This is a genomic window from Prolixibacter sp. DSM 2831, from assembly GCF_056493735.1.
Genome location: NZ_CM151379.1, coordinates 4,559,318 through 4,573,993, shown reverse-complemented (window position 1 = coordinate 4,573,993; position 14,676 = coordinate 4,559,318). Strand labels below are relative to the sequence as shown.

Sequence of the window (14,676 nt, the reverse complement as noted above, 5' to 3'; positions counted from 1 at the left end):
AAATGGAACAGATTGTCGTAAAATCAGTCAATATTTCTGAAAAGAAGGGAACTATTAAACTTCCGGTCGACCGGATTAAGTTGGATTTTCATGGTGTACAGGGCGATGCTCATGCCGGAAGCTGGCACCGCCAGGTAAGTCTGCTCGGAACGGAGAGCATCGATAAGTTTTCGGAAGAAGCCGGAAGGAAGATTACTTTTGGCGAGTTTGCGGAAAATATTACCACGGAAGGAGCCTTGCTGTACGAGATGCGCCCATTCGATCGGTTGGTGGGAGAGCACGTTGAATTGGAGGTAACTCAGATTGGGAAAAAGTGCCATGGCGACAATTGTTCGATCTTCCGCGAGGTTGGTAATTGCGTGATGCCCAAGGAAGGTATATTCGCCCGTGTATTGAAAAGTGGGCACGTACAGGAAGGTGACGTGCTGACATATCAACCACGCATTTTCAAGGCGTTGGTTATTACCCTCAGCGATCGGGCTTCGAAAGGAGAATATGAAGACAAAAGCGGTCCGCTACTGGCAAAATTACTGACAGATTTTTTTACAGACGAAAAGCGAAAGGTGGAAGTGGAAACCATCGTCATTCCCGATGAAGCTCCGGTGTTGCAATATCGTTTACAAGAAGCAAGGGAAACCTGCGTCGATATGGTTTTTACGACCGGTGGCACAGGAATCGGTCCACGCGATATTACACCAGACGTGGTTGCAGAGATGTTGGATAAAGAGCTTCCGGGTATTATGGAGATGATACGTATAAAATACGGAGCTGAAAAACCTAATGCATTGTTGAGCCGAGGTGTCGCTGGTGTAATGGGAAGGACGCTGGTTTTTACCTTGCCGGGAAGTCCAAAAGCGGTACATGAGTATTGCACCGAAATTTTCCGAATTCTCAACCACGCATTTCTGATGTTGGCCGGGATTGATGGGCATTGATTACCGGGTGGCGCAAATCATCCGGTCCTTCCCGTTGATGTCTTTTCTTAATGTCAGGTTCGGAAATCCTTTTTCTCTTAAAAGGGAAGCGGTTTGCTTTCCTAATGCTTCATTGATTTCAAAATAAAGCTTCCCTTCCGGGGAAAGATGTTGTTGTGCAAATTCAGCGATGCGGCGGTAAAAGATCAGCGGATCATTGTCGGAAACGAAAAGCGCCAGATGAGGTTCGTGGCTTAGCACGTGCTCCAGCATCAGTGATTTTTCCTCTTCTTTTACATAGGGAGGGTTACTCACAATGATGTCAAAAGTTTTGTCAACAGAAGCCGCTTCCCAGTGAAGTATGTCGACCTTTTGTGTGCGAATGTTAACGTGGTTATCCACTGCATTTTGATTCGCAACCGTTAAAGCTTCCGCAGAAATATCATATGCAAAAACTTCAGCATCAGGAATGTTTTTATCTAGGGCGACTGGAATGCAGCCACTTCCGGTTCCAATGTCCAGAATTTTGAGTGTAGGAAGTTTGTTGTCTTTGATGATCCAATCGACTAACTCTTCGGTTTCCTGCCGTGGGATCAGCACATGAGGATTCACCGTAAAAGTCAGTCCGAAGAAATCCGCTTTTCTCAAAATATATTGAATGGGTTCCCCGTCAGCAAGGCGGTTCAGAATTTCTTCAATTTCCGTTACCTTAGCATCCGGAATGGTATCATCTTTTTTCAGGTGAACCTGAAGACGACTATATCCGAGGACATGCTCAAAAATCAGAAAAGAAATACTTTCACATTCGGCCGGTTCATAACGGCTGGAAAGTTTCTCCCGGATATGATCAAATAATCGTCTCATCGTGCAAAGATAAAGAAAGCCGGAAATGAATCATTCATTCAGTTACGATAAGAGATATATGGAACGGGCCCTTGAACTGGCTCGTTTAGGCATGAGCAATGTAGCACCGAATCCGATGGTCGGTTGCGTGATTGTTCACGAAGACAAAATTATAGGTGAAGGTTTTCATCAAAAATATGGCGGACCGCACGCAGAGGTGAATGCCATTAACTCCGTGAGGAAAAAAGAATTGTTAAAAGATTCGACACTTTACGTGACACTGGAGCCTTGTGCTCATCATGGAAAAACACCGCCATGTTCCGATTTAATCGTATCAAAAAAAATTCCCCGTGTGGTTATCGGCACAGTCGATCCATTTGCCCAGGTAGCCGGGAAAGGCATCGAAAAATTAAAGTCTGCCGGTTGTCGTGTTGTGCTGGGCGTCATGAGGGAAGAATGCCAGGAACAGAACAGGCGGTTTTTTACCTTTCATGAAAAGAAACGGCCCTACATCATTTTGAAGTGGGCGCAAACGTTGGACGGATTTATCGACATTGACCGGTCGCCGGAACATTACGGACAATCAACCTGGATTACCAACCAATTGTCGAAAACGGCAGTGCATAAAATGCGGACCGACGAGGCTGCGATTATGGTAGGCACTAACACAGCCGAAAAGGACAATCCTTCATTAACGGTCAGGGAATGGCATGGCTGTCATCCGTTACGCATTGTTCTCGATCGTACCAGGCGCCTGAGTAATGATTTAGCTCTGTTTGATCGATCGATACCCACGCTGGTATTCACAGAAAATCCTGAAAAAGATGAAAAGAACCTCGAATTTGTGAAGCTGGATCCCTCGCGGGATGCCGTGCAACAAATGCTGGATGAATTGTACCAGAGAGATATACAATCGTTGATTGTAGAAGGAGGCCGAGAATTACTGGACAGTTTTATGGAGCGAAATCAGTGGGACGAAGCACGCATATTCGTTGGTAACCGGTTATTCCGTAGCGGTGTTCCTGCTCCGAAAATACCGGGTAAACTGATTAAAGAAGATGAGCTGGACGGAAGCCGGCTGTTACTTTTCAGAAATATCTAGAAAACCGGCTGCGGTCGGGACCCACCGGTCAAAATTGGAATTCCCAACTTGTGTTCTACAAACTGAAAGTACATGAATAATTTGTGCTCTACTTCAAGCGGATAATCTTCCGAGAAATCGTAATTAATCTGTCCGTTGAACAGTTGGGCATGAGGATAAGTCGATGCTTTCAGATTCCATTCCCTTACATAACGAACATTCCAATTGTGGTAGTATTGTTTACTTCTGTAGTTGGCTTTGTTGTCGTGCATGGCATACCAGCTTTCGAATCCGGGATCCAAAGCGACGACTTCAGTGGTGTCCTTTTGTGTCGAGTCATTTTCGGCTTTCAGCACCACACTCTTTGTACTGTCTTTGGGAGCGGCACATGATGCTGCAATAACGACCAGTATTAAAAACATCAATTGTTTCATAATTGCCTCCTGTCTTTTGTACATATAAAAATTGCCAAAATCGTGCCAAAAAGCAAGTGTGAGTTCGCTTAACCTTCTAGAAATGAGTTTGTACAATGAGGCTGGCTGTTAAAAAAGCATAAAAGTTTGCAAGTGTTTGTTAAATGGGTGAGAATATGTTAAATATGTGATTTGAATTAAATAATGGATAATTACCTGATTCTGTGGTTGAAATGTTTACACTTTAATGGCTCTCTGAAAGGAAAAAATGTAAAAATTATAGACTAAAAGGGTTACCTTTTGCGTTCTTAAAGTATAAATAACTGCAAAGGTTGGAGCGGTTTTTCAATAATCAGCCATCTATTGTTCCGGCACAGAGGAGGTTAATAACAGGTAAGCATTTCAAACATTTCTTCTGACTTGAAACGTGTCGTGTTCATGTTAATAATTTAAACAGATGGCATGAAAAAACCGGATTCCCCGAATTAAAATAAATTTTTATTCAGGGGATGACTAAGGCATAGAGCCCTTATTTTTCCGCCAGGCAACCAGGATAATGAGGATAGGAGCAGAATTCTCTCCTACAAGTAATCTTCTGAATCAGACAATGACAAAGAAGAGAAATGGAGCATTCGAAGTGATGTTGACTTTACCGGTCGCAGTCCGCTGAAAGATGGCAAGCGACCACTTTGTTTAGTACGGTTTGCGATAGGTAAAGTCATTACTTCGTTTTAGAAGCAGTAGGAGCAATAGTTCAAAAGGAGTAATTAAAGTCGGGGCAAAATTAATGGGAGCGAGACAAATTAAATCTCACAAGGGCAAGTACACCTTTTTTTTACTGCTTATATCGTTGGTACTTTTCGGAAGAAACAGCGCAAACGCTCAGGTTTGTGATTTGATTTTTCAGAAAGGTAGTAACATTAAAGTCAATGGTATCTGTGCGCCGGTCAATGTTTACGCATTCGACGCGGAATATACCCTTTTCAGTATTAGTGGTGCTTCTTCTTTCCAAGTTGAGTTTGATTGGGGAGATGGCACTGTTGATTTGGTTGATGCTACCATTGATAATTCCGGACCTTTCCCGGTCATCAGTGCTACAGACAATCATAACTATCCCTCCCAGGTAAATGGTAGTTGTACTTACAATGCCAGTTCAACATTGATCGTTGATGGAGTTCGTTGCACCGACTCTAAGGTACCACAGATTGTTACGGTCTGGGACAAGGATGATTCCAATGGTGGTAATATCAGTGTTTATCCTTATGAGGTTCAGGTTTGTGTAGGTGAGGATACAACCATTATGTTCCATGATCAAAGTACATGGAACTGTACCGCTCCAGCCGTTGACAAACCCAACTATCAGGATCGAATCACTCAATTTACGTATGGTATTGATGATCCAGCTAACCGAATCCCGGGAATTGAGCTAAACAGGCCAGATGGGACTATTATTCATATCGGAAATGGGATGGTTGCAGGTGATACTACTCATTATGGCTATATCGCTGATGGTCCTTACGATCCCAAGAACCGTAGTTGGTCTATTTATGTACCCAAAACAGATTCAACAGATGTTGGAAAGGTATTTGAGATTCGCCTTGACAACTGGAACTTCTGTAATCCATATCCCGACAATGATCCGGTTTCAGGTACTGCCCGAATTATTATTATCGATAAGCCCTGGCCCAGAATTACTCCGGTAAGTCCGGTTTGTAGTGCCGATGCTCCATTCAATCTGGTTGTAACAGGCCGAAATGTGACAGGAGCTGGAACTTGGTCGGGACCGGGAGTCAGCAGTACCGGACTTTTTGATCCTTCTAAAGCCAATATCGGAACCAACCAGATCATTTACACAGAAGTAAATAATGGAGGTTGCGAGGGAATTGATACTACTTATATCACAGTAAAACAATCACCTAATCTAAACTTCTCGTTGTCGGATACCGAAGGTTGTGAACCTTTAGTGGTTTATATGACCAATAATTCGACCAACACTGACAACTATGAGTGGGATTTCGGAGACGGTACGACCTACAATACAACGACCAACGAAACTGTTAACAATATTTATACAGTCGGTAACGGCGACGAGACTTTTACCATCACGTTAAATGGTGTGAATAATAACGGATGTATCTCAACACAAAGTAAGCAGGTTCTGGTTCACGATACGCAAAAAATTGGAATTGCCGCATCGGATAGCGCGATCTGTGCTCCGCAGAAGATTAAATTCTGGGCCGTTGGCGGAGGAAGTGGGTCTGTAAGTACACATAACCGCTACTGGGATTTCAATGAGGACGGTGTAAATGACGACACCAGAACCAATCCCATGTGGACCTTCGACAACACAACTGGTGAGAATGATACTGTAACAGTCCGTTTGATTACTGAATCTCAATACGGATGCCGCGATACCAGTTATTTGGATATTATTGTTTATCCCAATCTCGGTGCACATAGCACGCTTGGGGATCCAATCAATATGTGTTTGGGCTCAACTGTTGAATTAAACGGAAATCCCAATACATTGATAAGCGGACTGAAGCACGATTGGAGCGGAGATACAAAATACCTGCAGGAGAAGAATCCCAAAGGTTCGACGGTTCATTTTGACGGCACCGACGCTGGACTTTACAGCGTTCGTTATATTGTAAGCACGAAAGTATGTGCGGATACGGTTGATTTCCATATGGATGTAGCCGACCTCAATGTCACACTTCCGGATACGGTATTTGGATGTACCGGCGAACCGTTACAAATGGTTCCAACCATAACTGGCGGTTCCGGAAATTATGTAAATCATTCGTGGACAGGTGCGGATGCTACCTATCTGGACAATACCAGTGTACAAAATCCGAATTTCCAGGCTGGAACGCCGGGAATCTATCATCTCGATTATTCTGTTTCAGATGATGCAGGTTGTAGCGACAATGCTTCAACGGTGGTAAAGATTTTAGAGATGCCCACATCTAACGCCGGAGCCGATCAGGATACCTGCGGATTGGTAGCAGATCTGCATGCAAATCAATCACCGATATATCCTGCTCATTGGGTGCAGTTATCTGGTCCCGGAACATCAACCTTTTCGAATACATCGGATCCGGCAAGTGGAGTAACGGTTTCGTCATACGGAACTTATGAGTTTGGGTGGACAGTTGTCAATCAGACTTGTGAGGGAGTCGATACGGTTGTGGTCAATTTCATTCAGATTCCGACACCGAATGCAGGGCCTGATGATTCTGTGTGTGGATTACAATACAACCTTTCGGGAAGTGCGGCACTGGGTAATGGATTCTGGACCCAGGTTTCAGGTCCCGGAACCGCAACGTTCGAGTTTTCCGATCGGAATAATACACTGGTTGATGTCGATCAGCAGGGAAGTTATGTTTTCCGATGGACGGACGATAATGGAAACGGTTGTTCTTCTTCTGATGACGTAACCATCGATTTCGTAGCTTATCCCGATCCGGTTATTTCAGTTCCTGACACATCCGGTTGTTCACCGTATACGTTAGAGATGTCGGATGGAGGTACCGTTGGTGGTTCAACTTATATATGGGATTATGGAGATGGTAAGCGTGATACAGTGTACACGTCTGATCCGGTGGCGCATACGTACCATAATACTTCATCAGGATTAATGAATTTTGTTATTACCCTGACTATTCAGAACGGTACTTGTGAAACTTCAACACAGCAGGAAATTACAGTGAAACCTGATTTCCTTGTTGGTTCGCCTGTCCACTTTGAAGGGTGTAACCCATCAACCTTCGGATTCGTGAATGCAAATCCGGGAGCAACCTGGTGGAACTGGGATTTCGGTGATGGCTCTGCCAACAGCAGTCAGCAAAGTCCGTCCCATACTTTTACCAGTCCTACCGGAAATGACACGACATTCGTTGTTCGACTTACCGGAGAATCTTCATTTGGTTGTATCGATACCGTTGACAATACGGTAACCGTGTATCAGCGGGCAGTTGCAGCTTTCTCTGCTTCCGATACAGTGGGTTGTAACCCGCTGGCCGTTGATTTTACGAACCAGTCTCAACATGCCGATCAGTATCTGTGGACTTTTGACGATGGTATGAGTAGTTTGGAAACGGATCCATCACATACTTTTTCAAACGGAACAGATACTAATGCGTCTTTTAGAGTTCGGTTGATCGCAACGAACAGTAGTAGTTGTTCGGATACAGCTTTTCAGAACATTTTGGTACATCCGATTCCGGTGACCAGCTTTGATATGGATTACCTTCCGGGATGTAGTCCGGTTCCGGCAACCTTTACGAACAAAACTACCGGAGCCATCAAGTATTTATGGGATTTTGACGATGGTCAGACGAGTACTGATTTTAACACGACACATGATTTCATCAACGATTCTACCTACATTCGGTATTTTAGGGTACGATTAACTGCGACCAATACCTATGGGTGTGTCAATAGCCTGATGCGCGAAGTCACTGTTTATCCGACACAGCATTTTGATTTCAGTCTGTTGCCCGACACGGCCTGCTCACCGGCCGACGTCATCATGGTGGCCGATCCCGGGGCATACACCTATACCTGGAATTTTGGTGACGGAACCGTGAATCCAAGCAATAAATACCTTGCTTCCCATACCTATACCAATTCAACAGGAACAGATACAGTTTATACTGTTAAATTGAACAGCTCTTCCTTCTACGGTTGTAAGGACTCGACAACTCATCAGATGCTCGTGAAGCCGGAGGTGAAAGCGGATATCACATTGTCAGACAACTATGGATGTGACCCGTTAGTCATTAATATTCAGAATAATTCACTGAATGGTGACTATTTCTATTGGGACTATGGTGATGGCAGAAAAGACACGACCGGCTATGCAGCCAACTACAGTATCACGTATACGAATCCGAATTTAACTCCGGTAGTATATAACCTGAAACTAGTGGTTGAATCAGCGGAAGGATGCCGTGACTCAGTGAGTTACCCGATTCAGGTGTTGCCGGGAGTGACCGCAGGTTTCTCCGTCGATACTGTTGGTTGTTCGCCATTGGTTGCTGACTTCGTCAATACAGCAACAGGCGCATATACCATGCACTGGGACTTTGGAGATGGAACAGTTGATGATACCAATTTCAATCCGCAGCATATTTACAATGCGACTGGTAATGCAGAAAGTCAGTTTACGGTCATGCAGGTTGCCCGCTCATCTGGTGGATGTCTCGATACCGCTTACGCTACCATGCATGTATATCCGGTTGACAAAGTGTATTTTAATATTAGCGATACAACTGGCTGTACACCATTGAATACCACATTGCACAATACTTCTCCGGATGGTGTTTCGTATGAAGTAGACTATGGAGATGGAACGACAGAGACATTGACGACAGCCACCGATTTGACGCACCAATATCTCAACACGGGAACATCTCCTCAGACCTATAACCTGGTGGTGAAATCAACCAACTCATTTGGTTGCCAGGATTCTGTGGTGAAGAGTATTGTTGTGTATCCGAATGTTACTGCTTCGTTTACTGCGGATACAGCTGGGTGCGCTCCGTTTGTGGTGGACTTTACCAACACATCAACTGGTGCATTCTCGTATGAATGGGATTTCGGTGACGGAGGCTCAAAAGAATATGTGAAAGATCCCGTTAGGATATTTAATAACTATGGTCTTAGCGATACAATATACAATGTTTCGTTAGCAGCTACTTCGTTGTATGGTTGTTCGGACACGGCACATCAGGCATTTCTGGTAGCGCCTGCACCGGTTGCCGATTTGAATGCCCCAAATTATACGGGATGCTCTCCGTTTACCTTCGAAGGAACAAACGCATCGACAGGAGCAACCACTTATTATTGGGATTTTGGTGATGGTGCAACGCAAACAACTAACAGTCTGGGTAATATATCTCATTTATATACTAACAATACAACGACACCAGTCACTTACAATTTGAAATTGAAGGCCGTTAATTCGCTGGGCTGTAGTGATTCTCTTACTGTGTCGATTAGGGTACTTCCCAAAGTGACTGCAGATTTTGCACCGGATACAACCGGGTGTTCCATTCTTGATGTACAGTTCCGAAACTTGTCAACAAATGCGCAGCAATTCGAATGGGACTTTGGTGATAGCACGGCAACCAATTATACGGCCGATCCATCACATCGTTATGAGACTGCACCTGGAGTGGATGCAGTGAACCCTGTTCAGTTGGTTGCCAAATCGTATTACGGTTGTTCTGATACAATCACAAAAAATGTAAATGTACTGGGAAGTCCGCAGGCCAACTTCTCTATGTGGGTAACGAATGTTACCGCAGATACTACTACGGTGGAATTTACCAATTTGTCTAATGGAGCAGTAAGTTATGTTCTGGATTACGGGGATGGGAACACCGTTAGTCTTGGAAGCTGGGGAACTGAAACGCATAAGTTTGTTTCACCGACAGCCACAACAAGTTATAGTATAACCCTGACGGCCACATCTGCTTCTGGTTGTACAGATGCTGTCACCCAAGTACTCGCAACTGACAATCTGCCTCAAATTGTATTTGACCCAGATACGGTTGGCTGTAGTCCGGTCGTGGTTCAGTTTAGAAATAGTTCAACATTTGCAACTTCCTATACATGGAAGTTTGGAGACGGCACACCCGATGTGCATCTGACCAATCCGAAGCATACGTTTGAAAATAACGGAACAACCGACCAAACATATACTGTGTGGTTAATAGGAACTACGCCTTACGGAAAAACGGATTCGGTGTCACATACAGTTACTGTTTATGCAAATCCACAAGCCAGTTTCAATATACCGATTGTTTCGGGTTGTTCTCCATTCGATGCCGTATTTGAGAATAATTCGACAGGCGCGACGACATACGCCTGGGATTTTGGAGACAGTGCGAAGGATACGACATACGTTAGTCCAGCAACGTTGTCACATACTTACGTAAACGCAACACCATATCCACAAAGTTACCAGGTAACATTGACTGCTACCAGCGCAAATGGCTGTATAAGTAAAGCGAATGATAATGTACTGGCAACGCCGGGCGTGCAAGCTGCTTTTACATCAGCGACAGATGGTTGTGCCCCGTTGAATGTTCAGTTTGAGAATAATTCTGTAGGAGCATATTATTATTTGTGGGATTTTGGTGATGGCAGTTCACCATCTTCACAAATGAATCCAAGTCATACCTTCTATAATCTGACAGACAGGGACACGGTTTACACTGTCAAGATGGTGGCTTATACATCAGACGGTTGTAAAGATAGTCTTACGGAAAATATCACGGTTTACGGAACTCCGAATATCGATCTGACTTATTCGGCAACGAACGGATGTGCTCCTTTTAATGTCGAGATTACCGATAATTCAACTCCGGGAACCACTATGACTTATGATTGGGGAGACGGTACTCCAAAACAGGTAACGACTGCTCCTAAGAATATTACACATGAATATAAAAATACTAGCTTACAGACAATAAGTCGCCGGATGAAGGTGACAGCCACTTCGCCATACGGTTGCGAATCGACCAGTGAGCATGTGTTTGTCGTTTATCCACAAGTGACCGCTGGCTTTAATATGAATCCTGCTGTCGGATGTTCACCGTTGAGTGTTCAGTTTACCAATACTGCTTTGGCTGAGTCGTATCTCGATTGGGATTTTGGCGACGGAAGTAATGCTACTTCTGCCAATCCGCAGCATGTATTTGTGAATACCAGCAATCTGATTGATCAGGTTTTCAATGTAAGACAGATTGCTACATCGGTGAATGGTTGCGCGGACACATTGCAACAGGCTGTAACGGTTCATCCTGCTCCGGAAATTAAAGTAAGTGTGAGTGATACTGTAGGTTGTGCGCCATTGACTGTGCGTGTAGATAACCTGTCATTGTCCGGTCAGGCCTATACCGTGAAATACGGTGATGGAGTAACTGATACGATTAACAGTGGAGGTTATGCTACTCATACTTATACAGCTTCGCATGCGGCTGAGCAGTTCTATAAAATGGTCGTTCAGGGAGACAATCCTTTCGGATGTACAGATTCCATCGTTAAAAATATTCATCTCTACCCGACAGTTACAGCTGATTTCGTTAGTGATACGCAAGGATGTTCACCGCTTCCGGTTCGTTTCCAGAACACTTCTCAGGGAGCATTCAGCTACGAGTGGAAATTTGATGATGGGACTACTGATTTTACAGAGAATCCGGTCAGAGTGTTTGAAAACAATACGCCGAATGATTCGATCAATACAGTTCAATTAGTGGCTTATAATAATTATGGCTGTTCGGATACGACTTCGCAAACCATTACTGTATCACCGGCACCAATTGCGGATATCGCGGTCTCCTCAGCTGAAGGATGTGCTCCGTTTACTGTAAATGTGACTAATAATTCGTATCTGGGGTATACATTCCACTGGGTTTATGGTGACGGTACCGATGAATACACGGCGGCTGGACAGTCGGTATCGCATACCTATGAAAATACAGGTGTTACGCCGGTTTATTACGACCTGAAACTTGTAGTGGAAACACTAAATGGTTGCCGCGACTCGGTTATTCGAAAAATTACTGTTCTTCCGGAAGTGAAGACTGCAATGGTACTCGATACAATTGGATGTTCACCACTGTTTACAACGCTTCAGAACCTGACAACCGGTGCACAACAGTTCGTTTGGGATTATGGTGATGGCACACCAACTTCAACGGCATATAATCCATCACATACATTTGTGAATATGTCGACGACCAATGATACCATCTATACGGTAAAATTGGTGGCCAAATCATTCTACGGATGTGAGGATTCTACTTACCAGGATGTTACGGTTCTTGCTTCGCCGCACGCCGATTTCACTGTTGACAAGACGACAGGTTGCGGACCGTTGGATATTCAATTGGAAAACCAATCGGTTGGTGGCGTTACTTACACTGTTAAGTATGGCGATGGAACAGAGGAAAACATAGCAGAAGGCGCTATCGTAAATCATACCTATCACAATACAACCAGTCAGGCGGTAAGTTACTCTTTGCGGGTGCTTGTTGAAAGTGCCACCGGATGTGTGGACTCAATGGCAACACGCATCGAGGTATTGCCTGAGCTCAACGCAGCTTTTAGCAGTGACTCGATCGGTTGTGCTCCTTTGGGAATCAGGTTTAACAATGAGTCCAGTGGTGCTACTGCTTATCAATGGGATTTTGATGATGGTTCCGCGGTAGAAAACTTTACCAGCCCGTATCACCTCTTTGATAATTCTTCTCTGGCAGATACAATATATAATGTAAAACTTCTGGCCTATTCACCCTACGGATGTGTTGATTCGACCATGAAAGACATTACGGTGCATCCAACACCTAACGCTGATATTTCGGCGATTGATGTTGAAGGTTGTACGCCGTTTGATGCCATGTTCTCGAACCATACTACCGGAGCAGACAGTTACGCATGGGACTTTGGTGATGGAACAACCTCCACTACTTCAGATACATTGGTTAACCACACCTATTTGAATACGAATCCAATGGTTCAGAGCTACCACATCTGGGTAAAAGCTTCCAATAACTTTGGTTGTTCGGATGATGCATACGAAAGTGTTCAGGTAAATCCATATGTGAAAGCAGCTTTCTCTGCCGATACTGTCGGTTGTTCGCCATTGACACTAGATTTTAAGAACTTGTCGGAAGGCGCTTACTCTTACGAATGGTACTTCGGAGATGGTTCGGGCGTATATCGTTCGACCAATCCGAGTCACACGTTTGTTAATAGTTCGCAGAAAGATACCATCTTCCATGTGATGCTGATTTCTATGTCGAGGTATGGCTGTTCTGATACCGCCAGGATGGATATCCGGGTATATCCGACACCAGTAGCAAGTTTTAGCGTCAATTCATTGGGAGGTTGCGCCCCTTATACGTTGGAAATAACCGATCAGTCAGTTGGTGCTGAAAATTACCTCTGGAAATTCGGTGATGGTACAACTTCGACAGATGATGAAGAAAACTTCACACACGACTATCTTAATAGCGGACAGACAACCGTATCGTATCCGTTGACACTTCAGGTGGAAAATGAGATTGGTTGTAAATCTTCATATACCGCCGACATAGAGGTACATCCAATGGTTGCAGCCGACTTTCAGCCGGACAAGAATGAAGGTTGTAGTCCGTTAACTGTTAGTTTCTCTAATTTGTCGACAGGAGGTGCAACGTATTACTGGGATTTCGCAGATGCTAGTTTTTCAAGTGAATTCCAGCCAAGGCATACTTTCGTGAATACGACATCGAAAGATTCCGTATTCATGGTGCAGTTGGTGGCAACTTCGGTGAATGGTTGTACTGATACCATTAGCAAATCGATACTTGTACACCCGACTCCACAAACGGCTTTCTCTGTCGATCCGCAGGTGCAGACCTTCCCGGATAAAACCGTTCAAATAACAAACGAAACGCCAGGAGGACCCTGGGACTATGTCTGGAACTTTGGGGATATGACCGAAGAAGTAGAAGGTGACGTAACATCTCACGATTTTGAAGAGCCCGGGAACTACGATATTACGCTTACCGCCAGCAGCGATTTCTGTTCGCAAAAAGTTGTTCAGCGCGTAACTGTTTTGGCTGGACCACCATCAGCAGTATTTGAACCTGATACAGCTGGTTGTCCGCCGTTAAGGGTGCAATTCAGAAACCAATCGGAAAATGGCTTCCGGTATGTCTGGGACTTCGGAGATGGAAACTACTCGACGCAAAAAACTCCCGATCATACATTCTTTGCTGAAGGTACTTATAATGTGCACCTGCAGGTATTTAATCAGGTTGGTGATGTTGCCGAATCAGAGAAGCAGATTGTTGTTTATCCTGCAGTAAGAGCCTATTTTAACTTGTATCCAAGCAGGGTGAAAATCCCGGGAGAGAAAGTAAGTTTTTCCAACTTCTCGGAGAATGCCGACAACTATTTATGGGATTTTGGTGATGGTGATACATCGACGGTGTACGAACCAGAGCATGAATATCAGAAAGAGGGAGTATTCCCGGTTACCTTGATTGCTACTTCTAAATTCGGTTGTGTCGACACATTTACGGTATCGCAGGGAGTTGAGACTTATAGTGACGCAAAGGTTTCGGTACCCAATGCCTTTATGCCAAGCAAAGATGGTCCCAACGGAGGAAAATACACTCCGGGTGATCGATATAATCATGTGTTCTATCCTGTTGTTGCAAAGGGAGATATAGAACAGTACCAGATGCAGATTTTTAATCGCTGGGGTAACCTGATGTTCCTGTCTAATGATATCGATATTGGCTGGGATGGATACTACAACGGAGAGCTTGCTTCTCCCGGAGTTTACATCTGGCGTATAAAATGTACATTTAAAGATGGATCGCAAATAATTAAAGCGGGTGATGTTACGTTATTGCAGTAG

At 44.3% G+C, this 14,676-nt stretch carries 5 protein-coding genes; 3 read left to right on the top strand and 2 right to left on the bottom strand.

Going from position 1 to position 14,676, the window contains the following annotated elements; translation table 11 throughout:
- Window positions 1-2 precede the first annotated feature (2 nt).
- On the top strand, window positions 3-935 hold the full coding sequence (locus tag AC060N_RS18945; RefSeq protein ID WP_479525084.1) for a molybdenum cofactor synthesis domain-containing protein: 933 nt from the start codon (window positions 3-5) through the stop codon (window positions 933-935).
- On the opposite strand, the gene prmC is transcribed toward AC060N_RS18945, so the two are convergent.
- Window positions 936-1,778: a peptide chain release factor N(5)-glutamine methyltransferase gene (gene prmC, locus AC060N_RS18940; RefSeq protein ID WP_479525083.1), complete on the bottom strand. Its 843-nt coding sequence runs from the start codon at window positions 1,776-1,778 to the stop codon at window positions 936-938.
- A gap of 25 nt (window positions 1,779-1,803) precedes the next feature.
- Here prmC and ribD point away from each other — a divergent pair, with 25 nt between their 5' ends.
- The gene (gene ribD, locus AC060N_RS18935) at window positions 1,804-2,859 is read left to right on the top strand and encodes a bifunctional diaminohydroxyphosphoribosylaminopyrimidine deaminase/5-amino-6-(5-phosphoribosylamino)uracil reductase RibD (protein ID WP_479525082.1); all 1,056 of its coding nucleotides are present in this window, start codon (window positions 1,804-1,806) and stop codon (window positions 2,857-2,859) included.
- On the opposite strand, the gene AC060N_RS18930 is transcribed toward ribD, so the two are convergent.
- A complete protein-coding gene (locus AC060N_RS18930; protein WP_106540631.1) occupies window positions 2,856-3,272 on the bottom strand; it encodes a DUF6146 family protein in 417 nt (138 codons plus the stop codon). The genes ribD and AC060N_RS18930 overlap by 4 nt on opposite strands.
- A gap of 874 nt (window positions 3,273-4,146) precedes the next feature.
- Here AC060N_RS18930 and AC060N_RS18925 point away from each other — a divergent pair.
- Window positions 4,147-14,676 carry a PKD domain-containing protein gene (locus tag AC060N_RS18925; protein ID WP_479525081.1) on the top strand — a complete coding sequence of 3,510 codons (10,530 nt, stop codon included), beginning with the start codon at window positions 4,147-4,149 and terminating at the stop codon, window positions 14,674-14,676.